Origin of the sequence: Providencia sp. PROV114, assembly GCF_032704305.1 — a bacterium.
In the GTDB taxonomy this organism is placed as follows: Bacteria; Pseudomonadota; Gammaproteobacteria; order Enterobacterales; family Enterobacteriaceae; genus Providencia; species Providencia rettgeri.
Genome location: NZ_CP120528.1, coordinates 2611989 through 2637295, shown reverse-complemented (window position 1 = coordinate 2637295; position 25307 = coordinate 2611989). Strand labels below are relative to the sequence as shown.

Here is a 25307-nt window from a genome sequence, read left to right as displayed (position 1 = left end):
TCACTCTTCCCGAATTCCTGATAATGCTGCTCGTGATAACACGAGGCGAGCTCTGTCAATAACTGGGCCATCGACCATTTTCCCGTTCAATGAAACCACACCTTTACCTTCAAGGGCTGCAGCATCAGCGGCTTCAACAACACGCTGTGCATGGTCGACTTCTTTTTGAGTTGGTGCATATAAATTATGAAGTAACTCAATTTGTCTTGGGTTAATTAATGATTTGCCATCAAAGCCGAGCTGTTTAATGTGAGCGGCTTCGCGTAGGAAACCTTCTTCATTATTCGCATCAGAATATACGGTATCAAACGCTTGAATACCGGCTGAACGAGCGGCTTGTAAAATGGCGCACCGAGCATAGAGGAGTTCTACGCCGTCTGGAGACCGCTCGGTGCGCAAATTGCGGACATAGTCCTCGGCACCTAATGCGATGCCTATAAGTCTTGGTGATGAATGAGCAATATTGACTGCTTGAGTGATGCCCATTGGAGATTCGATAGCGGCGAGCAAACCCGTGCTACCTTCTTCGCGGCCACAACTTTTTTCTATACGTAAGATTTCACTTTCAATATCAATAACATCTTGCGCAGTATCTGTTTTAGGAAGGCGGACAATATTTGCACCACCACGAACAACGGCCTCAAGGTCAGCAACACCAAAGGCGGAATCTAATGCATTGACCCGTACAATGGTTTCAATATCTTGATAAAGCGGGTGCTGCAATGCATGGTAAACCAAGCGACGAGCCGTGTCTTTTTCGCGTAAAGTTACAGAGTCCTCAAGGTCGAACATTAAAGCATCCGCTTTATAAATAAAGGAATTGCTTAACATGGCTGCATTGGAACCGGGCACAAATAACATACTTCTGCGTGTACGTGATTTTTGTTCTGGAGTCATTATTTATCCTCCCAAGGCAGATAGTCGATATCACAGGCGCGAGCCAATAAGGCTTCTAAACGCGCTTTAAGTACGCATTCCAGTGCACCTTTATCATCTACAATGATTTGTGCTCCTTGAATATCATGCTGCTGAATCATTTCTTGTACGATTTTTGCGATAGCATCCCCAAACTGCTTTTCAACACTACTGGTAATTTGTATTGAGACCTCTTGAGTGTCTTCTAGCGGTTCGATACGAACCATGACATCACTTGATTCAAGTGTGCCAGCTACTGCTGCGTGTTTTATCTTCATATTTCACCTATGGCTAATTCAGAACTTTCGGTGTGGCTTTGAGCGGATGCGACTTGATTGGCGACCATCTCTTGTAAATATTGATAGGTTGCCTCAGGTACAATCGGCTTAATCGCCGCAAGATCTTTTTTAGCGAGCAATCGTCTAACTTGTGAGGCAGAAACTGCCGTTCCATTGATGATTGTTCGCGGAAATTCAACGAGTTCTATAGGTGGAAAATTCATAGCATCGGTTTTTAACCAAAAGCGCATGTCTTGGTTATATTGGTTGGTGACTTGGCAAAATGGTTCCGAGCCTACGAATCGATGGGTTATCCCCAGAGCAGGGGCGATATATTGACGAAATATCTTAATGTCTATTTCGGTATAACAGTTATTGGCAACCGTTTTGTCTTTAATAAAGTAACAAGGAAAAGTCGCCCGAGAAATAATATACTCGGAGCCTTTGTGGATAGTGAGATTTTCTATTCCTTTAGTCCCAGCTTCGATTAAATTTAATCTAACTTTATAAGGGAAACGAGAGGTATCTTCTTTGACAACAAATAGGTGTAGCCAGTCACAGGCCTTCGCGGCTTGTTCTATTAAATAGCGATGGCCAAGGGTGAAGGGATTGGCATTCATGACGATTGCGCCAATTTTTTTTCCTTCCTTACGTTGTGCTTTTAAACTTTCGATATAACGTTTTAGATAACAGCAACTGTTTTCCATTAACACCATAATATCAGGAACGGTGGCAATAGTATGGAAGCCACATTGTTGGAATAAGCTTTCATTTTGAAATTTAGTATAAATAAACAAATGAGTTGTATTATTTTCGTAAGCAAGATTAACCAGTTCTGTTGCTAATTTTAATGCAAGGCCTTCACCTCGAGCATCATCACTAATAGCAACGCATTTAATAACATTTTTTGCTAAGCCTCCGCACGCAATTAATTTTTCATTGCGTGAGATTGTAATAAAAACGTCAATGCTTGAATCAAGCTCTAAATCGTTTTCCTTTAAAAACTGAGTTATTTCAGCAAGTTTCCTGTTCTCATGACGTTTTACTTGGTTAAACGTTATGTTTTCGAACATAATAGTATCCTGCATCTCATTTAGAGATGTTTTTAAAATGTTGCTAATGTTAAAGTTAATTAAATAAATATTTTTGGTTATTCTTATAGAATTAAATATAAATTCTTATTTAATTATCCTCTCTGATATTTATATTAAAGATACTGTATTTAATATATTTGACCTATTTCATGTTTCTTAAATGAGATTGTATTTGTTTAATGGTTTTAAAGTTTTTAATTATTGGATATGTTTTTTATTGCTTGGTTTTAATGTGTTTAATTATTAATATGTGTATTATACCTTTGGCTTGAATCCAATTTATCGGTTATCCTACCTTTTTTGAATTAACAAATTTTTTACTTTTCAGCCAGTAACGAGATATAACATGAAAAAAGAATATGCATTCTCTTCATTGAAAAAAGTAAATTCAGTTTCATTTTCAGTACGAGTTTTTTTTCTGTTATTGATTGTTTCTGTTTTTTTAACGTTCGGGTTGGGCAAATATTTCACGGATACGGCTGAAAATCGATTGATTGCAAACATTCAATCGTTAGCGATGAGTCAAGCAAAGCTGATTGCTTCTATTGATGGTGTGGTGCAATCAGTAAAGAATAGAGATATTCCGAGACTGAAGGTTATTGCTGACAAACTAAACCAAGATTCCAACTATGATTATGTAGTTATCGGTGATGAAAAATCAATTCGGTTATATCACCCAAATAGCCAAAAAATTGGTTTTGAAATGCAGTGGAACAAACCAGGCGCCTTAGAGAAAGGGGAAAGCTATTTCATTAATGGCGAAGGCTCGATGGGAAATGCTGTTAGAGCCAAGACCCCTATTTTTGATGAACAAGGTAAAGTGATTGGCGTTGTTTCTATTGGTTACTTATCCAACAAAATTGATACGTCACGCAGTGAATTGTTTGTGCAAACAGGTGCTACCTTTTTAGGAATATTGATTATTTTGCTGTTTTTATCTTGGGGGTTTTCACGTTTAATTCAAAAACAAATGTTGGGAATGGAACCTGAAGAGATTACTCAACTGGTGTTAGTACAAAAAGGAATATTTGAAGCCGTTTTTGAAGGTGTGATTGCGGTAAATACACAAGGGCAAATTATCAATATCAACTCAAATGCGAGAAAAATGTTATCCCTAAGTAAGCCATTGGGCCAGTTAACAGGAACATTTGTGTCAGAGCATATATCGCCAGCTGATTTTTTTATTACCGACCTTGAAACAACTAAGCATGATGTGATTGGCGAGTTTAATGGTTTAAATGTGATTGCAAACCGGGTTGCGATTCGTGATGGTGAGCATCTGGTGGGGGCGGTTATTAGCTTTCGTAGTCAAAACGATATTGAATCGTTAAACTCTCAGTTGACTCAAGTTCGTCAATATATTGAAAATTTACGCACTTTACGGCACGAACATCTTAATTGGATGTCAACATTAAGTGGGTTATTGCAAATGAAAGAATATGACCAAGCGTTGGCTTTGATTAAAGGGGAATCAGAATCTCAGCAGCAATTAATTGATACACTCCGTGGGCAGTTTTTTGATAAGCAGGTTGCAGGTTTACTATTTGGTAAGCACCATCGAGCCAAAGAATTAGGGCTACAATTAAAATTTACTGCCGGTAGTCAGTTGCATGAATTACCTGATTCGTTAAATAGTACGGAATTTTGTGCCATATTGGGAAATTTACTTGATAATGCATTTGAAGCAAGTTTGAAAAATAATCAGGGTAATAAACAAGTGGAATTATACCTTTCTGATGAAGGGAAGGAGATTGTCATTGAAGTCGCGGATCAGGGGTGTGGTTTCCCATCAGAAATGCAAGATAAATGGTTCGAGCGCGGTGTGACAACGAAAACCGATGTGACAGATGGCCATGGTATCGGGTTATATCTTGTTGCGTCTTATGTTAAACGCTGTAATGGTGCGGTTATTATTGAAGAAAATCAACCGCATGGTACAGTATTTTCAATTTTTATTCCGAAAGTGAAGATATAAAATGATTAAGATAAAAATCCTCATTGTGGAAGATGAGTTACTACTTGCTGAAATGCACAGTGAGTATATAAAAGCCTATCCCGCATGTGAGAAAGTGTGGCTTGCAGGTAACCTTGCTGAAGCGAGAAAAATGATTGAATACATGAAACCAGACCTGATTTTATTAGACAACTATTTACCAGATGGTAAAGGGATTGAGCTGGTCCATGAGTTAATACAAGAAAGGAATAATGCAGATATTGTATTCACTACGGCTGCAAGTGATATGGATACGGTTTCTGAAGCTATTCGTTTAGGCGTTTTTGACTATTTAGTGAAGCCAATTGCCTATGAGCGTTTAGGCCAAACATTGGATAGGTATATTCAACGTAAATCTGTTGTACAGGACAATAGCAAAACCAACCAAAGTAAAATTGATGATATGTTCAATACCTATGCGCGAGGGGAATCAAAGGAAGAACTTCCAACAGGCATTGATATTATTACACTTGAAAAAATACTCGCTTTGTTCACTGAACCTGATGTGCAATATACGGCAGAAAGTATTGCTGAAACCATCAAACTCAGTCGGACCACGGCAAGGCGTTATTTGGAGTATTGTTTAGCGAAGGATAAAATTGAAGCCGAAATTGAGTATGGCAAAGTTGGCCGACCGCAGCGAATTTATCGCGCTAAATTGTGAGTGTCTGAACTAATAAGTATATGCCTATAGAAGCTCTGCATTGGCTATAAACAATGCAGATTTTCTTTATCTTACTTATATTAGTGGTACAACAGTAAGTTGGAAAAATAGAGTTTATTGTTGCTGGTTTTCTAAAATTAACACTTTCTTTTCAGCCCGCTCATGGCCTTTAGCGGCTGCGAGTTGATACCAGCGTAGGGCTTTTTTATCATCGGCTTCAACACCCATACCATATTGGTAGCAAGCTCCTGCTGCATATTGCGCATCGACACTATTTTGCTGAGCGGCTTTTATAAACCAGTGACACGCTTTTGCTTGGTTAGCCTTGATACCATCACCGCGTGCATAGATAAGCGCAACATTAAATTGAGCCGAAACTTCACCTTGTTCAGCGGCTTGGGTTAGCCATTTTATGGCTGATTGGGTATTTTTTGGGGTGCCTTGCCCGGTTAGGTACAGCATACCTAAGCTATTTTGGGCGGGGGAAAAGCCCAATTCTGCGGCACGGGTAAAATATTGAAAGGCAAGAGGGTAGTTCACCTTATCATACATGCCTACAGCAGCCTGATAACCCAATAAATAGAGTGCTTGAGGATGGTTTTTTTCAGCAAGAGCAAGATATATTTTTTGGGCTTTTTGCGGGTCTTTTGTAACAGCTTTTCCCTCTTCATACCAATAGGCGAGGGTGAGCATAGCAGGTTGGAAATGTTGTTCGGCCGCTTTTTCTAGCCACTGTTCTGCTTTTTCTGGGTTTTTCTCTAATAAATTATCAAGGCCGTATAAGGTATATTCGGCCATATTCATTTGGCCAATAGGATCACCATTTTCGGCTGCTCTGCTCATCCAGTGCAGCATTTGTTTCTCATCTAACTTAACCCCGGTACCTTGTTGGTACATCAAACCAAGGTTAATTTGTGCTTTTGTAAAGCCTTGATTAGCAGAGAGAAGATACCAATGTAAAGCTTGGTCAAACTGATGGTGAGACTGATAAAACATACCTAAATTAAACTGAGCTTCGGCTTGGCCCTGTTCCGCAAGTGCAATCAGCGTTTTTTCATTAATTAGTGGCGTCGCTTCTTCTGCAAAGGCAGGAGAGAAAAATACGTTAATAAAGATAAAAAACAGTAAAAATACTTTTTTCACATGACATCCTTTGGACTAAGCTCTTAACGGCTACGTTATCTTGTTAGATAAGTTCCTGCAATGATATGAAGGCCATTTTATATTAATTCTACTAAATCAGATGGTTAATTGTTGCTATTAGCGCATAGAGCAAAAAATACATAAATAATTTAAAAAAAGATGAACTTTTTTCAGTGATACTGTGTCTTAGTAGTATCTATATACTGTTTGCTTGCGTAAACATTCATATATTTACCCTCATCATTCATTTCTTTACACGAAGTAATGTAATAATGCACCTACGTAGTGATAGTTTGAATTTAGCAAAAAGATCCTTGAGTAGAATGCATTATGCCCAGTTTTTAACTGGGCTTTTTTTTATCCAAAATTCCAGTTTGAATGTCTCTTTAGCTGCGACTCTCTAAATCCTTTCTTATCATAAAAGATCATAAAAGAAAAAAGTGTTCATTTGTTATGGATATTTTTAGTTTCCCATAACGTTTAAAGCAATAAATCATAGAGTTATAAACAGGGTGTTATAGTTTCACTATAGAATAATGTTCTTAACATTTAATAAACAAATGACTAATTAGTAATCGATAATAATTTGGTGATTTTGTAAAAAATTGAAGTAAATCACGATTAAATTCAATTCAAGCAGTAATTAATACTAGCTAATTCTTTAATTTTGGTGCATAAATAACGTATATGGCTTAATTGATTATTGGGTTCTGGGCGGGTTATCTGCCAATTAATGTTGAATAAATAATCAAATGTGCTTTAACTCATTGAATTTATGTTTGAGATCCATAAACAAGTCTACACACAGTATTGTTTGTTTTGAGGTCAGGGAATGATACTCCTCCTACCAAAAGTGAATCTTTTCAACTTTGAATTCTTGAGATCATAACAATGCGAGAGCGCATAGAGCGTTCCGTGGTTTTTTTGCATATGTACAGGTTGTACTAGAGGTAACTTGTGTCCACAACAAATAACAAAGAGGAAGTCAGTCTTAACGCGTTTAAGCAACCTCGCTCATTCTATCTTATTTTTTCTATCGAACTCTGGGAACGTTTTGGTTACTACGGTCTTCAAGGGATCCTTCCAATATACCTAAGCCAAGTGCTGGGTATGTCAGAAACAGAATCAATTACACTTTTCTCGGCGTTTGCAGCATTAGTTTATGGTTTTGTTGCGGTAGGTGGTTGGTTAGGGGATAAAGTTCTCGGAACAAAACGTGTTATTGTTCTTGGAACGATAACACTGATTGCGGGGTACGCATTTGTTGCTTTCTCAGGGCATGACGTGTCGATGGTGTATGTTGGCTTAGCGACTATTGCAGTTGGTAATGGTTTGTTTAAAGCAAACCCATCATCACTGTTATCAACCTGCTATGAAAAAGACGACCCTCGTTTGGACGGTGCATTCACCATGTACTATATGTCCGTGAATATCGGCTCATTCTTCTCAATGATTGCAACACCATGGTTAGCAAAACATTATGGCTGGGATGTTGCGTTCTCTCTTAGTGTTGTAGGCCTGATTATCACATTGATTAACTTCTATATGTGTAAAAAATGGGTTTCTCAACATGGCTCAAAGCCTGACTTCGCTCCTGTCGTGATCTCAAGGTTGGTCGCAACTGTCGCTGGTGTTGTTGCACTCATTGCGATTTCAACATGGCTATTGCATAACCTCGGTATTGCTCGTACAGCATTAGCGATTATTTCTTTGGGTATTTTAGTTATCTTTATCAAAGAAACATTAGCACTGAAAGGTACGGCGCGTCGCCGCATGATTGTTGCATTGATTCTAATGCTTGAAGCGATTGTATTCTTTGTTCTTTATAGCCAAATGCCTACATCGCTAAACTTCTTTGCATTACATAACGTAGAGCATGAAGTTTTTGGTTTTTCTATTGAGCCTGCACAATACCAAGCTCTGAATCCATTATGGATCATGATTGGAAGCCCAATTTTAGCTGCAATTTATAATAAAATGGGCGACAACTTACCGATGCCACATAAATTTGCTATTGGTATGTTGCTATGTTCCGCGGCATTCTTAGTTTTGCCATTAGGTGCGAAATTTGCAAATGAAGCTGGGATTGTTTCTGTTCAATGGCTAGTTATCTGCTATGGCTTCCAAAGTATTGGTGAGCTGATGATCTCAGGTCTTGGCCTTGCGATGGTAGCTCAGTTAGTTCCACAGCGTTTAATGGGCTTTATTATGGGCGCGTGGTTCCTGACTAACTCAGCAGCAGCATTTATCGCAGGGTATGTTGCCTCAATGGCAGCGGCACCAGAAGGTGAACTTACTAGTAAAGTTGAATCTTTAGCTGTGTACAGTGACGTATTCCTGAAGATTGGTTTAGTGACTGGTGTGATGGCAATTTTGATGGTTTTAACTGCTCCGATGTTAAATCGTATGACTCTTGAGCGTTAATTTTCATCTTAAATAGTTGTAATCAAAAGGGCTGAAAAGCCCTTTTGATATATATGACATACTGTATTGTTGCATTAATTAAAATAGCGATTATTAATCAGTTTTAGCGAACGGTCACGGCCATTAACCAAAATGGTATTTGAAATACGGCTGTAAGCATCTATTGATACACCATCCATCAAGATTGTTGGTGTGATAGCTGTGGCGGCAAATATGACATCAGAAGTACTCACCATCTGGTCTAAAGATAACACCTCACCAATTTCTAACCCCATTTGCTGACAGCGCAAAATTTCTTGTGCCGCGAGCTGTTTGTTTTCTTCGCTATCACCTTTGGCTTTATCTCGAGAAATTAGCCTTGCTTGCATATCACCGCCTAAAGCGCGTGCGATGGCTGCACTGATAATGCCTTCAGGAGCACCACCAGTCCCATACATCATATCAATGGGATGCTCCGGAAGAATGGTAAGTAATGAGGCGAGTACATCACCATCAGGGATGGTAATCACATTCGCACCAAAATTACGGATAGTTTTAATAATATGTTGATGGCGAGGTTTATCAAGCACTGCGATTGAAAGATTTGAAATGGGTTTATTCAGTGAGGAGGAAAGAAATTCTAAATTTTTTTCTAGGGGATTTGCTAGGTGAACAGCTCCTTTCGCTGCGGCACCAACAACCAGTTTTTCCATATACATATCAGGTGCTTGAAGCAGTGTTCCCGTTGGCGCGGCAGCAAGTACGGCAATGGCATTTTTTTCATTACAAGCCACCATACGTGTTCCATCAATAGGATCTACTGCGATATCTAACCCAACAGACCCGGATTGTTTGCCAACTTGCTCGCCAATATATAGCATGGGAGCATCGTCGATTTCACCTTCACCAATGACAATTTTGCCATGAAAATCAATTTCATTTAGGCGATTTCTCATTGCTTCAACAGCGGCTTTATCTGCGGCATTTTTATCTTGTTTACCTACCCAATCGAAGGCAGCTACAGCAGCGACTTCAGTAACGGAAGCGATAGCGGAAGCTAACTCATCACTAATTTTCATTTTTTGTTCGTATCCTAGGTGTATAAAAGAAAAGTACTTATCTCTATGATACGTTTTTTGTGATCTGTCTGGCAAATTATAGGTGATAAAAGCAACAGAGAATTTAGTGCCGCAATGAAATGGCAGCCTATGTTTAGGCTACCATTAATTTGAAAGCTAAAGCATTTCGACGATAGTGATACCGCCAATAATCGAAATTAAGGCAGCAAGTGTACTTAATAACACGGTTCCAGCAGAGGTTTCCGTATAGGCCTGATTACTAATTGCTAATGCAGGAACAGCGGTCGCGGTGGGTAATACACCAATGATAAACGCGGCTTTAAGTAAATCATCTTGTAATCCTAAAGCGAGCCCAGTCCCTAAAATAAGAGCGGCTTGAACAAAGTTTTTTATAAAGACGTTAAATATAATTTCCTTACTTATTGTCAGTTTGATTCCTGAAAGGAGCAATCCAAGGAAGAATAAAGCGACTCCGCCTGCTGTTTTACCTAATTCATTAACTGAGTTTTGTAATATTTCAGGTAATTTGACACCAAAAATAGCCAATAATGCCCCTAGAATAGGAAGAAAAACTAAGGGCTGGGCAATGGCTTTCCCAACAGATTTAAAGACACTATGCCCTTGCTGTGAGCCACTGATCATTAAGAGAGTAAATGGGATAATAATGACAGTATAAATAAGGTTGCCTAATACCATAGCGATTAAGCCTGATGACCCGACAGTTGCGAGCAAGACAGGTGGCCCACAGTAGGCCATATCAGGAAAAGACACCGACAATGCTTGCATTGCAGCATCTTTCTTATTGTGACGAAAAATAAACTTACCAAAAATAAAACCAATCACGTATGTTGCAATTAGTCCTACGGCTAATGCTAATAAGTAGTCAATATTGAGCAATACCGAGGGTGGAGCCTGTGCAGCAGCTAGAAATAATGCAAATGGTAATGCTATTTTAACTACAAAGTCAGCAAAGGCTTGGGAATACTCTCTTTTGATAAACCCATATTTACCCGATAGCCAACCGACGGCTAATCCAAGAACAATGGGCCCTAAAGCAGCAAGTATAATGTGAGTTAACATTAAAAATTCTCCCGATATTATGCGATAGGCTTTGTCGAATAAAAAATCTGTGGAATGACAGTTAACATTTTCCCGTGTGTTAACTTTATTTAAATTAAAACATTTATGTTTTTATCAGTGCTTAATTAAGAAACTAATTAACATAATTATAAATGACTTTAGTCATTTAAGGATAATAAGTATTAGAGTAATGTTTGCAGATAAAGCTATTATATAGATAACATAATAAAAAAAATTGTACTAATAAAATTTTAATGACTAATTTTTTGAGCATCTAAAAAGGAATATTAAGAATAGATAGTTATATCAGTTACCTATTCTTTATGAATGAAATTATCATTAAATGATGATTAAGGGTTTTCTTAGTTACTAAAATAACTAATGGGAGTATTAATAAGTCATACATAAAAGAAGGGAAGTATCGCTTCTTTTTTGTCTAAGGTATACCTAAAAGCAGCATGTAACGAATTATTTTGTAACAGTTTATTACATTTAGTTGGCAAGGGGATCAATGCTATTTACACTAGCAGTAATCGTGGTCATTATTTTCCAGATTCTCAATTGTGAATTTTATTATGAGGAAACCTATTTGTGGATACTTGGATACTAGTAGGACTCGTATTAGTTTTTCTGCTAGTGCTAGCTCCGATTCTTGCTATCATTGCCATCAATCGAACAGGTCGGTTGCAGTACCAAATTTCGCTGTTAAATCAGAAGGTTTCCTCATTAGAGACTTTGCTTTCAAAAGCAAAATATACGCAGAGTATATCCGTTTATGGTGTGGCATCTCCTCAACCAGTTTTAAATGAAATACAGGATGCGCCTGTAGAGCAAGAGGGAAATGAATTCTCTTCTAGTGCGGACGTTAAATTAGACAACGAACAGGGAGCAACTCAAGAGCTTGCCTCGATGAGCCATGTTGCTTACCAGCAAGCTGAAAAAGAACATGGTTTATCTGATAATGTGAATTCAGCTCCGATGAGGGAGCAATCTACTCATGAAAATACCAATCCAAATAGGTTTGATAACACGCTAGTACAGCAAATTGACCCAAATCGATTTAATCGTAATAAGCCTAATACAAATCAAAGCAATCAGCATTCGGTTAGTCACGATAAATCAATATTCAGCCATTTCTTTAGTTGGCTATTTAAAGGAAACCCGGTTGCGAAAATAGGTATCCTACTGTTATTCCTAGGTGTGGCATATTTACTGAATTACAGCGTGCAAAATGAAATTATTTCACCGCAAATGCGGTTAATTTTCAGTGCAGTAGGGTGCTTAGCTTTACTAGGGGTTGGCTGGTGGTTACGAAACAAAAAGGCATTATTTGGGTTGATTTTACAAGGAGGGGCGATAGGCTGCTTGTATATCACTATTTTTGCTGCCTTTAAATTATATACGATAGTGCCATATGGAATGGCATTCGCGTTTATGTTACTTATTTGTGCAGCAAGTATAGCTTTGGCATTATTGCAGCGAACTATTAGTTTAGCCGTTTTAGCATCAATAGGTGGGTATTTAGCACCGGTATTGCTTTCTACTGGCGGTGGAAGTCATGTTGTCTTGTTCTCTTATTACCTGATGCTGTCCATTGGTATTTTGGTTATTAGTGTGTGGCAAGCTTGGCGCCCTTTAAATTTAGTTGGTATGGTGATGACTTATGGTGTTGCCATTTTATGGGGATTAGAAAATTACCAACCAGGCTATTATTTATCTTGCCAACTCTTTATCATCGCTAATTTAGTTGTATTTAATGCCTTAACTCAACTGTTTTCACTGCGTTTTGAACATAGCAAGCAACTGATTGTTGATAATACACTTCTGTTTGTTCCACCTTTTATTAGTATTGCCCTTCAATTCTTTATTTCACAAGGGGAAGGTCTATTACCAGCCTTTATTTCACTGATGGTTGGTTTGTTATATCTGATTACTGGATCACAAGTACATAAGCGCTATAAATCTGCTGGCAAAAATATGGCATTAGCGAATATTATTATTGGTGCTGGTTTTATTACTTTAGCTATTCCACTAGCGTTAACATTTGAGTGGACTTCCATTATTTGGTCATTAGAAGGGCTGTTAATTCTTTGGTTCGGTTTACAGCAAAACCAGAAAAAAATGGCGGCTATTGGCTCTTTATTGATTGTTATTAGCGCAATAACCTTATTAAGTGATTATCCTTATTTATATTGGAGTCGCAGTAGTACTTATATGGTGCCAGTGCTATTAATCGCATGTTTTATGGCCGGAGGGCTTTTCCATACTCGTCGTCATGAAGACAGCAACTTTACTTTATTTAGCTATGGTTTCTTAATTATTGGCTTGGTGACTTGGTTTTGCTGGCTCCCCTTATTTACGGATATTTTATCATGGAGCCGTGAATCTGAAGGCTTTATTATTTTAGTTTTGGTCGTTATTTCTGTTTGGTTCTGGCGTTTATATGCTATCCATATAAATTGGGTGCCATTGCTACTTTGCCAATCCATCCTATGGATTGCGGGATATTATTATCTTGGTTTAGATTTCTTAAATGACCAAAACCCGATGGGGCGTGGCGAAGGTTCTCTTATATGGCCAGTTGTATTGGGTAGTTCTGTTTTATTTGTTATTCATGCGTATAAACTTCGTGATCGCTGGATGCAAAGAGTACTTCATAGCGCTAATTTATGGCTAATTCTTGCATTTATTGGTACTCAGGTGAATTGGTTTGTCTCCATTTTGCCATGGGGAATGCACGAAGTGGGGTATTTTATTTATGTCATGGCGATAACGCTAACCGTGATTGTTCTTTATTGGCTACAACAAAATAGAATGCCACCAATGAAACGTAATGGGTTAATTTACTGGTATGCAATGCTCCCTGTGACAGTGGGGTTAATTGTATTATCTTGCTATGCGAATTTAGAAGATGGCAAATTGACCTTTTGGAGTTATGTGCCGTTAATCAACCCATTAGATGAAGCTGGGTTATTTAGTATTGCGACTCTAATTTTAATACGTAAAGGTTTCACTCAAAAAATACGCAACATGACAGTGGCTAATTTTTGGATTCTACGTAGTTTATTAGTGGCTATAATTGCACTTTCTGCTTATTGGTTTAACGGTATCTTAATTCGTGCAATAGCAGATTTCGCTGAGCTAAATTGGAACTATGATACTCTTTATGATTCGCGCTTATTGCAAACTGTGCTTTCTATCAGTTGGGCATTGGCTGCACTAGCCTGTATCACTATTGCCGCTATTAAGAAAAATCGTATTTGGTGGTTTATGGGAGCCGGTATTTTTGCTTGTGTTATTGCCAAGTTATTCTTAATTGATATTTATGGGCAGGGTGGTATTTCTCGCGCAATTTCATTTATTGGCGTTGCATTATTAATTTTAATTGTTGGGTATTTTTCACCATTACCACCAAAAGAAACAAAAGGGAAAGTCGAACAGGAGAAACAATCATGAGTTTAATAAAAAATACCGGGCTAAGAAGGTTTTTTGTAGTCTTCTCTTTGTCATTATTGTTTTCAAGTTACTTAAATGCGCAGACAGTAGAAGAGACTACACCTTATAGCTTTTATCAAGGCTCAGAAATAAATGTACTCGATACATCGACTCCTTTTTATTGGTTAGAGCTCCCTGTAAATGCATACATTAATTCAGCGTACCCCAAGACCTTGCAAGATGTTCGCGTCTTTAACGGTACGGGTAATGAAATTCCTTCAGTCTTATTTTCTGATACGGAAAAGTCCATTTCTAATGAGAAGGTGACTTTTACGCCACAACGTTTAGTGACGCAGGTTGATAGCGTTAATTCTCATGATGATGTGCGTAGAGAAAGGCAACATCTATTAGTTGAATCTATTCCAGGCAAGGTAGATAGAATTGAGTTGCCTAGTATGCAGGTAAAAGACAATGTTGCTTATCAGGCTTATTTATTAACGAGAAATCAAAGTCAAACCAAAGATACGCCAATTAAAAACCTGACATTAGACTGGGCTAAAAGTGAGAATGAATGGCAGGCAAAGGTATTTGTTTTTTCCAGTGATGACAAAGAAAACTGGCTAAATATAGCAACAAACCAGCCAATTATGAATTTGAAGTTAAATTCTGAAACTATTGCAAGTAATAATATTGAATTATTAAATGGTAATTCAAAGGCATTGAATGCACCTTATCTTATGGCTGTGATTGTCAGTGGCCCTGATATTGTTATCCCTGACTTATTAAAAGTAAATGCTACTTCTAGTATACTTAATTCAACTTATCGCCAGGAATTATTCCATTTTGAAATGACCAATGATGGAGTTTCAAAAGACCATGTTATATATCAATTGCCAAGAGCTCAGCCATTAAGTGAATTACAAATACAATTGCAGCAATCAAATCGCGTGATCCCACTAAAAATTGAGTATTCATCTGATAGAGGTGAAAGTTGGAAATTACTCACTAATGTTGTTGCATATAATCAAATAATAGATGGTGAATTAGTTAGTAATCCGAGCACTACACTTTATGGCGAAATGGTAGGTAAAGTAAGAATTTCTGCACTCAAAGGCAGTTGGGAGGACCAACCACCAAGGCTAACGGGGAAACGAGATGCTTATAACCTTATTTTTAATTTACAAGGTCCCGCTCCGTATTTGCTTGTTTGGGGGAATAAACAAGCAAGCTTTGATAAATTGACCACAAGCCAGCTGATAGGGAAACCAGATAGCATTGATGAACTAATGACGAATTACCCTCAGCTTTTTCTTGATAATACAGTCATTGAATTGGGTGGTGTAGATAGGTTAACTGCAACAGACGCAGTTGATGATAATTTTAACTGGCTGACAATTACCTTATGGGTATTGTTATTTATTGGAATATTAGTATTAGGGTATTTTTGCTGGTATTTATTAAGAGAAGTTAACTCTTCAGATAAAACAAATAATGAAGAGCTATAACTAGATTTTTATTAACCAAATAGGGAATGGTTCCCTATTTGGTATTAATTTACGTCGTTGACAGTTTTGACATCTCTTTACTTAATCATGATAACTCTTACTTGTAGTCTGTTTTTTCTGACGGGGATTTGCGCTAAAACAGTTCTAACAGAATAGGAGATGATGATGAAAAAAACATTACTGGCTCGTATATTTATTATGGTTGTTATTTTGACTGGTTTTTCAATAGCTGCCCAAGCTACGAGTAATACGGTATTAACAGAAATTGCAATGCATAATAAAGTGACGTATGAATATGTACTACAAAACACAGATGGAAATGATGCAGATATTGAATTTGAACGGGAAACGAAAGAATTTGATAGTTCACAGCTGCGCAGTATTGTTAACGATAAACGTTTTAGCGGGCGACAATTCAGAATAGATGAAAGGTAAATCATCACTTAACTTTTCTGCGGACATGTTCATATTGAGATTATAAATCTACGATCAAAATAAAGGGGATTCTATGCATCAAGGCCAATGTTTGTGTGGTTCTGTAAAAATCACAACTACAAAAGATATTAGTCATGTCAGTGTATGCCATTGCGGAATGTGCCAAAAATGGAATGGCGGCCCAGGTTTTAGTGTTGATTGTGGTAACGATTTAATAATTGAGGGGCAAGAAGCTGTGACAATTTTTGCGTCATCTCAATGGGGAGAACGTGCATTTTGTAAAAATTGTGGTTCACACCTTTTTTATCATTTACTTTCACCTTCAACATATTATGCATCAGCCGCTTTATTTAAAGAGAGCCAAGATGCGCAAATGAGTATGCAAATTTACATCGATAGCAAGCCTAAGTATTATAACTTTGTAGAAAAAACACCTATGTTGACAGAGAAGGATATTATGGAAATGATGTCCCCATCATCTGACTAAAGTTTCTAGTTATAGTATTAATAGCAAGAAATAGGCAATTCGGCAGTAGCTATTCAGACTGTATTTTTTGATTTTATTGGTTAAATTAAGTTCTTATTTGTCATGCGAACGACTTAAATTTGTTTTACAATTAAGGTAATAAATAGACTTAGAAGTTGTTCAGAGGGATAAAAAATGAACAGTATGAAAGGAATGCGTCATGCGAGTAATATCGCGTGGGTACTGCAATGGATATTAAATATAGGCTTGATAGCACTCGCTGCTGTACTTGTATTCTTCTTAGCTAAAGAAACAGTGACAATGGCTTCATTAATGTTTGGTAGCTCAAAAGGAGCAACGGCTTATGAGTTACTAGAAGGTATTGTCATTTATTTTCTGTATTTTGAGTTTATTGCTTTGATAATAAAGTATTTTATGTCGGGCTATCACTTCCCACTAAGGTATTTTATATATATAGGTATTACCGCAATTATTCGCTTAATTATTGTTGACCATAGTGACCCAATGACAACTCTGTTACATGCAGGGGCGATTTTGGTTCTTGTTGTAGCACTTTATATTGCAAATACTGAAAAATTAAAGCGTGAATAATATACATTAGTGTAATTTACTTGCATACAAAAAAAGGTGTAATTATTATTCCTTTTTTTGTATGCGTAACCACGAAGCCAAACACTTAAGTGATATATTCTACATCTAAACCTATAAGTTTATAAAATTTAAGATATAGCATATTTGAAATATAAAATTAATATAAATAATTCTAATGTTTTAATTTGCAACTGGTTTATCCTGTTAAAACTAATCACAAAAGTATTTTACTTTTATATATAGGTTATTTACTGTTATAAAGTTTCTATTCTAATAACATAAGTAGCTTGTAAATATGACAACTAAAACACTTCCCAAGAAAAAAGGGTTCTTAAACCGTGTTGAGCGCATTGGTAATGTTATGCCTGATGTGACTATGCTGTTTGTTTATGCCCTGATTATATGTTGGTTTTTATCTTATCTACTTTCTTTCGTAGATTTTAGTTATTACCATCCTATTTCAAAAGAAAAAATTGCTATAGTTAATATGTTTCAGTATGAGGAAATAATATTATTTATTACTGCGGCAGTTAAAAACTTCATTAATTTCCCTCCTCTCGGTATAACGATAGTGGCAACGTTAGGTATTGGTATTGCTGAAAGCAGTGGTTTTATTAATACTGCATTGAAAAAAATGTTGTCGTTTATTTCTCCTAGAATGTTAACGCCTACCGTGGTGTTTGTCGGGATTGTTTCTCATATTGCTTCAGACTCTGCCTATGTGATTTTAATGCCAGTGGCAGCGATGATGTTTTATGCGAGTGGTCGTCATCCATTAGCTGGGATTGCTGCTGCATTTGCAGGTTTAGCGGGGGGATTTACTGCAAGTTATACGCCGTCAATTATTGACCCAATAATGCAAAGTTTTACGCAAGATGCCGCACAAATGCTAGCGCCAGGTTATAGCGTAAATGTTTTATGTAACTATTTTTTTAGTTTGGGTGGTACATTTGGGGTTATTTTCACGTGTTGGTTTATCACTGAAAAGATTGTTGAACCATGGTTAAATAAAAATTGTCCGATCAATTCAAACGAAGTGGATACTGATTCTGAAAAAGATTTAGGTAAAATTACGGCCACTGAGAATCGTGCTTTTCGTATTTCAGGTTTAGTGCTAATTGCGTTAGGTATCGGATTATTTGCATTGTTATGGCCAGAGAATTCTCCATTACGCGGGCCTGATGGCAGCTTAACTAGCCCTAAAGCACCTATTATGCAAATCGTTGTGCCTTTACTGTTTATTTTCTTTGCTTTGCCAGGCATTGTTTATGGTTATATGACGAAATCTTTTACGTCAACAAAAGATGTTGTTAAGGCAATGGAAAATATTACTAAGTCACTTATCCCATTTATTGTTTTTGCTTTTTTTGCTGCCCAATTTTTATATTCATTTCAACATTCTAATTTAGGCACATTATTAGCACTTTCAGGAGCGGAGTTATTACGTACACTTGATATGCCATCTGGAATGACTGTTTTTGGCGTCATTCTATTAACCGCTATTTTAAATATCATGATTACTTCAGCGACATCAAAATGGGCAATCATGGCGCCAGTATTGGTACCGATGCTAATGGCAGTGGGAATTTCACCTGAGTTAACACAAGCGGCATTTCGTGTCAGTGACTCAGCAATGAACGTGAGCACACCGATGTTTCCGTTTTATCCGTTAATCCTGATGTATTGTCAAAAATACTATAAAAATGCAGGAATAGGAACATTGTGCTCAATGATGATCCCGTTTACTGTTGGGTTATTAATTATTTTGACTTCAACATTATATTTGTTCTGGGCTTTTGATATCCCAATTGGTTTCGACAGCGGTTACACATGGCATCCTGCACAGTAAGTAGGGCCAATACCTTATCTATTAAGTAAGTAGATAGGGTAAATATAGTCAATGCAAGGAATATGAAATGAACGAATTAGGTAAACAATTAGAGCAGCGTTTTTACCGCTATCTCGCTATTGAAAGCCAAAGTGACGCAGCAAGCATAGTTGTTCCAAGTACAGAAGGGCAACGTGAACTAGCAAAATTATTAGCTCAAGAGCTTGAAAACTATGGTCTGAAAAATGTTTATATTGATGACCATGCCATCTTATATGCAATGCGTCCAGGAAATAAGCCTTCAGCGCCAAAAATAGGTTTTGTGACTCATTTAGATACTGTCGATGTTGGGTTATCTCCCATCATTAAGCCTCAAACTTTGAGGTATGAAGGCCAGGATTTATGTTTAAATGAAAAAGAAAACATTTGGTTTAAGACTGCCGAGCACCCTGAAGCTGCACCTTATATTGGTGAAGATATTATTTTTAGTGATGGAACCAGCGTACTGGGTGCTGATAATAAAGCCGCTGTAACGGTTGTTATGGAATTAATGCATAAACTGCAATATGCCGATTTTGATTGTGGGGATATCTACGTTGCGTTTGTACCTGATGAAGAAATTGGTCTACGCGGTTCTAAAATTATGGATTTAACCCGCTTTAATGTTGATTTTGCTTATACTATTGACTGCTGTGCGCTTGGTGAGGTTGTGTATGAAACGTTTAATGCAGCTTCTATCGAAGTTTCAATTAAAGGTATTACCGCACATCCCATGTCAGCTAAGAATGTATTATTGAACCCTATTCGGGTTGCGCATGATTTTATTGGCTGTTTTGACCGTTTTGATACCCCAGAGCACACAGAGCATCGCGAAGGCTATTTTTATGTCACAGATTTAATCGCAAACCCTGATAATGCTAAAATTAAAATGGCGATCCGTGATTTTGACCGCCATAGTTTTGCAGCTCGAAAACGTTTTATAGAACAAGCTATTGAATTAATAAAAGCACGTCATCCAAGAGCAAAAATTGAATGCAGCATTGTAGATGTGTATAGCAATATTAGTGACTCGTTAGGTGATGATCGTACAGCGATTGATTTAATTTTCGATGCATTGAAAATTCAAAAGGTTGAGCCTAAAGTGATCCCGATGCGTGGTGGTACGGATGGTTCAGCTTTATCAGCAAGAGGCGTCTTAACCCCAAATTATTTTACTGGCGCACTTAATTTCCACTCATGCTTTGAATTTTTACCAATCAGTTCTTTTGAGAAAAGCTACCTAGTATCAGAAACTATTTGTCGTTTAGTTGGAAAAAAATAACGCATCAGTTAACTCTTAATAATAAGACCACTTAATAAGGTGGTCTTTAATTATTAATTTCCATGAGTCATTCACCTAAATTATAATTTAATATTATTTTTAATAAAACAAAGATAAATTAAAAAGTGTATATGACTTTTTTATTTATTCATTTATTATTTTCACAATTAATTTTAAAATCCAATAGGGGAATTAATTGATTAATATTATAATAATTGACGATAATAATATTGCAATTCGTGGTTTTGAGGCAGTTTTTTCACGTCATATACGCTATAAGGTTGTTGCTTCTTTTCCAGGTGTGGAACATGCGATTACATGGAATAGATGCCAGAAAGCAAATATGATTTTAATCAGTAGTGATAGCTTCCGTTATGATTCACTAAAAACAGTCCAGACACTGCGCAGAACTCAACCGGATGTTGGGATCATTATATACAATGTCAGAAATAATCCGTCATTTTTTTTAAAAGCACTAGATATCGGTATTTTTGGTTTATTAAGTATCAATGTAACAGAAGAAGAGCTCATTGAAGCTATCCAGATTGTGAGTGTTAAACGGCGAATTATCTCTCCGGATATCGCGCAAGACCTTGCTCTCCAGCGGTTAATCTATAGCAATCAACAAGATATATATGATTTATTATCAGGGCGTGAATTGGAAATCATGTTAATGATTACTCAAGGGATACCTATCAAACGGGTGGCAGAGTCGCTTTCCTTAAGCCCTAAAACAGTAAATACCTATCGATATCGAATGTTTAGTAAACTTAATATCTGTAGTGATGTAGAATTAACTCATATAGCCATCAGTTATGGTTTAATTACAGCAAAACAGGGTTTATCCGAGTGTCAGAACAGTTCGAGCCGAAAGCTTTCTTAAAAACAGTCACTAATCAACCTGGTGTATACCGTATGTATGACGCTGGGGAAACGGTCATATATGTAGGGAAAGCAAAGGATCTTAAAAAACGCTTATCCAGTTATTTTCGTGAAAATGTGGGAAGTCGTAAAACAGAGCAGTTGGTTAAGCAAATCGCCTCTATTGATGTGACGGTGACTCATACTGAAACAGAAGCACTATTACTTGAACACAACTATATTAAGTTGTATCAACCACGTTATAACGTATTGCTGCGTGATGATAAATCTTATCCTTACCTATTTTTGAGCAGTGAAACACATCCTAGAATTTCGATGCATAGAGGGGCGAAACATGCGAAAGGTGAGTACTTTGGCCCTTTCCCCAGTTCTTATGCGGTGAGAGAAACACTGGCGTTAATGCAGAAGTTATTTCCGATACGTCAATGTGAAGATAGCATGTATCGAAATCGCTCAAGGCCTTGTCTGCAATATCAAATTGGCCGTTGCTTAGGTCCTTGTGTTAAAGGCTTGGTTTCCGATGAAGACTATAATCAACAAGTTGAATATGTCCGTTTATTTTTAACCGGAAAAGATAAACAAGTTTTGGCGGGTCTCGTTGAGCGTATGGAAAAGGCAAGTTTAGAACTACGCTTTGAAGATGCCGCACGTTTTAGAGATCAAATTCAAGCGGTAAGGGCTGTTACGGAAGAGCAGTATGTATCTGGGGACAGCGATGACCTAGATGTTATTGGCGTTTCTTTTGAGTCTGGCCTTGCTTGCGTGCATGTACTTTTTATTCGTCAAGGGAAAGTCCTTGGCAGCCGTAGCTATTTTCCTAAAATTCCAGCAGATACTCAGCTTGAGGAAGTGGTGCAAACCTTCTTAGGTCAGTTTTATTTACAAGGCAGCGAAAATAGAACGCTACCGGGTGAAATATTATTAGATTTTGCATTAACAGAAAAAGAATTATTAGCGGAGTCTCTTTCTGAGATAGCCGGACGTAAAATTAATATTCAAAGCCAGCCGCGTGGTGTGAGGGCTCGTTACTTAAAATTAGCGAGAACGAATGCATCAATTGCGCTTTCTACAAAATTAGCGCAACACTCGACGGTACAACAACGCATGGCAGCACTAGCAAAAGTCGTTAATTTAGAAAATATTAACCGCATGGAGTGCTTTGATATTTCACATACGATGGGGGAGCAAACCGTCGCCTCTTGCGTTGTATTTGATAAATCAGGGCCAGTTAAATCAGAGTATCGGCGCTATAATATTACAGGGATCACTCCGGGGGATGATTATGCGGCGATGCATCAAGTCTTAACGCGTCGTTATGGTAAACATATTGATGAAAGCAAAGTGCCTGACATCATCTTTATTGATGGTGGTAAAGGCCAACTAGGGCAGGCAAGGGATGTATTTAATTCACTTGAGGTCGATTGGGATAAAAAACACCCATTGCTAATTGGTGTAGCTAAGGGAAGCGACCGTAAAGCGGGGCTTGAAACGTTATTTTTAAAACCTGAAGGTGAAGGTTTTTCATTACCACCAGATTCTCCGGCGTTGCATGTGATCCAGCATATCCGAGATGAGTCGCATAATCATGCGATTACAGGGCATCGACAACGACGAGCAAAGGTCAAAAGTACTAGCGCATTAGAATCTATTGAAGGGGTTGGGCCAAAACGTCGGCAGATGTTGCTAAAATATATGGGCGGGTTACAGCCTTTACGTAATGCAAGTATAGAAGAAATCGCAAAAGTGCCCTCGATCTCATACGCCCTTGCAGAAAAGATTTATAATGCATTGAAACAGTGAGTGTCTTAGGGCAACATATTCATAATATCCAACTTGGTCAAAAAGTTAGTGAGCGTGATGAAATTAAACATACCAACGTGGTTGACATTATTTCGCGTCATCCTAATACCGTTTTTTGTATTAGCCTTTTATCTCCCTGTTACTTGGGGGCCGTTTGCATGTGCGCTTATTTTTGTTATCGCAGCGGTAACTGATTGGTTTGATGGTTTTTTAGCCAGATTGTGGAAGCAAACTACAAAGTTTGGTGCTTTTTTAGATCCAGTTGCTGATAAAGTCATGGTTGCAACGGCGTTAGTGTTAGTCACAGAAAGTTATGATGTTTGGTATGTGACTTTACCTGCGGCAACTATGATTGCACGTGAAATCATTATTTCATCTTTACGTGAATGGATGGCAGAGATAGGTAAACGTAGCAGTGTGGCTGTTTCTTGGATCGGGAAATTTAAAACAACAGCTCAAATGATGTCATTAGTCGGTTTATTGTGGCGCCCAACACCATTAATTGAAAACCTTTCAATTGCACTTATGTATGTGGCTGCTATCTTAACATTTTGGTCAATGTTCCAATATTTAAAGGCTGCATGGGGCGATTTGAGCGAAGCGTGATCGAAATGATTGAAAAAACAGCGAACGATCCAATTATTTCAATAATTGTATTGACTCGATAGGTGAAATCAGTAGAATGCAACGCATCGAACGGCAACATGGTTTACGAAAATAAATAAGTAAATCAGCCAGTTTGAAAAGCATAAGCTGAAAAGTGAAGCTTTACGCGGGAATAGCTCAGTTGGTAGAGCACGACCTTGCCAAGGTCGGGGTCGCGAGTTCGAGTCTCGTTTCCCGCTCCAAATTTCGAAAGAAATTCGGATAAGGCGCGTTAGCAAAGCGGTTATGCACCGGATTGCAAATCCGTGTAGCTCGGTTCGACTCCGGGACGCGCCTCCAAAATTTAGCCCAGGTGGTGAAATCGGTAGACACAAGGGATTTAAAATCCCTCGGCCTTTAGGCTGTGCGGGTTCAAGTCCCGCCCTGGGCACCATCTTAAAGTAATTAAACACCATTAAGTGTTTTATTTTAAGTTAGCTAACCACTATGCATCGTTATTGAATATATGGTTAGTTGGGTAAATTAATAATTTATCCAAGTTTGTGAGAAAGACAATTTGGCCCAGGTGGTGAAATCGGTAGACACAAGGGATTTAAAATCCCTCGGCCTTTAGGCTGTGCGGGTTCAAGTCCCGCCCTGGGCACCATCTCAATTTCAATCAGTGATGATTTGAAATTAACAATTAACCACCTATAGGTGGTTTTTTTGTATCTAATCCTCTTTAAATTCGTTGTATCTACTCAACTAATATCGGTTTGTTAGTTATATTTCTTCTTTATATTCAATGAATTATTTTTATAAGAGCGCAAAAGTTGCTTTGTTGTGTCAGCTAACGCGTAATTCGTGTAAAAAACCGTAAGTCAGACCGTTCTGTTGATGTTTTGTGTCACTATTTTGATTCTTGAAGAGGATCGAGCTATGTCTAACATGAAAACTGAAGTTGTTGTTGTACGATTAACGAAACACGAACGAGCACTACTAGACACAGTAAAAACAAAACCTTTATTAGCGGATTGGCTGAAAGAAATTGCTATGGCAAAGGCTAAACAGCAGGAGAGTAAAGAAGAATAAGATGGCCTTAACTACGCAGAAATTAATCGAGTCATTTAATGTAATGATAGAAAAGTTAATTTTTGATTAATTATTCGTTTTTGGTAGTATCAAATTAGATGACTTAATTGGAATTTGAGAAGTGATGAATAAAGGGATTTTGTTTACGTTAATACTGGTGTTTGCTTCTGGTTGTACAACGAAAAAATTGGATGCCCCCTATGGGTTCAAATGGGGGCAAACCCCCGTTGATATAAAAAAATTGCATTTAAAAGGATTACAATGCACTGAATTTGAAGAGGGAGGTGCTTTATGTTCATCAGAAAACTCTCCTCAAATAGCAAATAAACTGTTTTTATTGATGTTTTCTCGGGAAAAAAATACATTAATGTTAGTTTCTTCTCAAGGAAAAGATAGCCGCGACCAATCAGTCATTTTGGCCGAGTATGATGCGATTAACCAGAAAATGTTTGAAGCATATGGTTTGCCAAAGCAAACAATCGAGCGTTATAAACGGGATATTTATTTCTTAGATAAAATATCTGATGACGAAACAACGCCATTTAAGCGAGTTTATGAAAAAAATGGCATGCAGATTATGGTTGGTATTGTTAGTAATGCCCATTTTCGCAAAATTCACGATAAAAAAGATATTGTTTACTCAGTTATGGTTATCCATAATTTAATACCAACTAAACCGCAATAAGCGGCTATCAAG

21 protein-coding genes and 4 tRNA genes are annotated in these 25307 nt (G+C 37.6%); 19 read left to right on the top strand and 6 right to left on the bottom strand.

Going from position 1 to position 25307, the window contains the following annotated elements; translation table 11 throughout:
* Genes citE through citC form a run of 3 tightly spaced genes read right to left on the bottom strand, consistent with a single transcriptional unit; the run spans position 1 to position 2266 of the window.
* The gene (gene citE, locus P3L37_RS11770) at positions 1–897 is read right to left on the bottom strand and encodes a citrate (pro-3S)-lyase subunit beta (protein WP_004910068.1); all 897 of its coding nucleotides are present in this window, start codon (positions 895–897) and stop codon (positions 1–3) included.
* Positions 897–1193: a citrate lyase acyl carrier protein gene (gene citD, locus P3L37_RS11765; protein ID WP_004910070.1), complete on the bottom strand. Its 297-nt coding sequence runs from the start codon at positions 1191–1193 to the stop codon at positions 897–899. Before citD ends, citE begins: the two co-directional genes overlap by 1 nt.
* Positions 1190–2266 carry a [citrate (pro-3S)-lyase] ligase gene (citC, locus tag P3L37_RS11760; RefSeq protein WP_180359458.1) on the bottom strand — a complete coding sequence of 359 codons (1077 nt, stop codon included), beginning with the start codon at positions 2264–2266 and terminating at the stop codon, positions 1190–1192. Before citC ends, citD begins: the two co-directional genes overlap by 4 nt.
* Positions 2267–2633: 367 nt before the next feature.
* Between citC and dpiB the strand changes: the two genes are divergently transcribed.
* Positions 2634–4262, top strand: coding sequence for a sensor histidine kinase DpiB (gene dpiB, locus P3L37_RS11755; RefSeq protein ID WP_109911200.1), 1629 nt, complete (start codon positions 2634–2636; stop codon positions 4260–4262).
* 1 nt (position 4263) lies between these two features.
* Positions 4264–4944 carry a two-component response regulator DpiA gene (gene dpiA, locus P3L37_RS11750; RefSeq protein ID WP_109911201.1) on the top strand — a complete coding sequence of 227 codons (681 nt, stop codon included), beginning with the start codon at positions 4264–4266 and terminating at the stop codon, positions 4942–4944.
* 114 nt (positions 4945–5058) lie between these two features.
* Here the strand turns inward: dpiA and P3L37_RS11745 are convergent, their stop codons facing one another.
* Positions 5059–6087, bottom strand: coding sequence for a tetratricopeptide repeat protein (locus tag P3L37_RS11745; RefSeq protein WP_004910134.1), 1029 nt, complete (start codon positions 6085–6087; stop codon positions 5059–5061).
* Between the two features lie 957 nt (positions 6088–7044).
* Here P3L37_RS11745 and dtpA point away from each other — a divergent pair.
* Positions 7045–8511: a dipeptide/tripeptide permease DtpA gene (dtpA, locus tag P3L37_RS11740; protein ID WP_109911202.1), complete on the top strand. Its 1467-nt coding sequence runs from the start codon at positions 7045–7047 to the stop codon at positions 8509–8511.
* A gap of 74 nt (positions 8512–8585) precedes the next feature.
* Here the strand turns inward: dtpA and glpX are convergent, their stop codons facing one another.
* Together glpX and P3L37_RS11730 are read right to left on the bottom strand one after the other, a co-directional pair.
* Positions 8586–9563, bottom strand: a complete 978-nt coding sequence (glpX, locus tag P3L37_RS11735; protein WP_196719069.1) for a class II fructose-bisphosphatase — start codon at positions 9561–9563, stop codon at positions 8586–8588.
* Between the two features lie 162 nt (positions 9564–9725).
* Entirely contained in the window at positions 9726–10649 is a 924-nt protein-coding gene (locus tag P3L37_RS11730) for an AEC family transporter (protein WP_004910140.1), read from the bottom strand.
* Positions 10650–11240: 591 nt separating this feature from the next.
* Here P3L37_RS11730 and P3L37_RS11725 point away from each other — a divergent pair.
* The 16 genes from P3L37_RS11725 to P3L37_RS11650 all read left to right on the top strand — a co-directional run bounded on the left by P3L37_RS11725 (position 11241) and on the right by P3L37_RS11650 (position 25295).
* Complete coding sequence (locus P3L37_RS11725; RefSeq protein WP_110731866.1) at positions 11241–14105, top strand: DUF2339 domain-containing protein; 2865 nt, start codon at positions 11241–11243, stop codon at positions 14103–14105.
* A complete protein-coding gene (locus P3L37_RS11720) occupies positions 14102–15589 on the top strand; it encodes a DUF3999 family protein (protein WP_109911204.1) in 1488 nt (495 codons plus the stop codon). The genes P3L37_RS11725 and P3L37_RS11720 overlap by 4 nt, the downstream gene beginning before the upstream one ends.
* 165 nt (positions 15590–15754) lie before the next feature.
* Positions 15755–16024, top strand: coding sequence for a hypothetical protein (locus P3L37_RS11715; RefSeq protein ID WP_109911205.1), 270 nt, complete (start codon positions 15755–15757; stop codon positions 16022–16024).
* A 73-nt stretch (positions 16025–16097) separates the two neighbouring features.
* Positions 16098–16511: a GFA family protein gene (locus P3L37_RS11710; protein WP_109911206.1), complete on the top strand. Its 414-nt coding sequence runs from the start codon at positions 16098–16100 to the stop codon at positions 16509–16511.
* 183 nt (positions 16512–16694) lie between these two features.
* Entirely contained in the window at positions 16695–17102 is a 408-nt protein-coding gene (gene psiE, locus P3L37_RS11705; protein WP_371021253.1) for a phosphate-starvation-inducible protein PsiE, read from the top strand.
* Between the two features lie 295 nt (positions 17103–17397).
* The gene (locus P3L37_RS11700) at positions 17398–18951 is read left to right on the top strand and encodes an AbgT family transporter (RefSeq protein WP_109911208.1); all 1554 of its coding nucleotides are present in this window, start codon (positions 17398–17400) and stop codon (positions 18949–18951) included.
* 67 nt (positions 18952–19018) lie between these two features.
* Positions 19019–20251 carry a peptidase T gene (gene pepT, locus P3L37_RS11695; RefSeq protein WP_109911209.1) on the top strand — a complete coding sequence of 411 codons (1233 nt, stop codon included), beginning with the start codon at positions 19019–19021 and terminating at the stop codon, positions 20249–20251.
* A gap of 196 nt (positions 20252–20447) precedes the next feature.
* Complete coding sequence (locus P3L37_RS11690) at positions 20448–21134, top strand: LuxR C-terminal-related transcriptional regulator (RefSeq protein ID WP_109911210.1); 687 nt, start codon at positions 20448–20450, stop codon at positions 21132–21134.
* Positions 21101–22933, top strand: a complete 1833-nt coding sequence (gene uvrC / locus P3L37_RS11685) for an excinuclease ABC subunit UvrC (protein WP_109911211.1) — start codon at positions 21101–21103, stop codon at positions 22931–22933. Before P3L37_RS11690 ends, uvrC begins: the two co-directional genes overlap by 34 nt.
* A gap of 57 nt (positions 22934–22990) precedes the next feature.
* A complete protein-coding gene (gene pgsA, locus P3L37_RS11680; protein ID WP_004263394.1) occupies positions 22991–23539 on the top strand; it encodes a CDP-diacylglycerol--glycerol-3-phosphate 3-phosphatidyltransferase in 549 nt (182 codons plus the stop codon).
* A gap of 166 nt (positions 23540–23705) precedes the next feature.
* Positions 23706–23781, top strand: a tRNA-Gly gene (locus tag P3L37_RS11675).
* A 23-nt stretch (positions 23782–23804) separates the two neighbouring features.
* Positions 23805–23878: transfer RNA gene (locus P3L37_RS11670), tRNA-Cys, on the top strand.
* A 7-nt stretch (positions 23879–23885) separates the two neighbouring features.
* Positions 23886–23972: transfer RNA gene (locus P3L37_RS11665), tRNA-Leu, on the top strand.
* Positions 23973–24098: 126 nt separating this feature from the next.
* A tRNA-Leu gene (locus P3L37_RS11660) sits at positions 24099–24185 on the top strand.
* A 272-nt stretch (positions 24186–24457) separates the two neighbouring features.
* Entirely contained in the window at positions 24458–24610 is a 153-nt protein-coding gene (locus tag P3L37_RS11655) for a hypothetical protein (protein ID WP_042851570.1), read from the top strand.
* A 124-nt stretch (positions 24611–24734) separates the two neighbouring features.
* Positions 24735–25295, top strand: a complete 561-nt coding sequence (locus tag P3L37_RS11650) for a hypothetical protein (protein ID WP_109911212.1) — start codon at positions 24735–24737, stop codon at positions 25293–25295.
* The last annotated feature ends 12 nt before the right edge of the window (positions 25296–25307 follow it).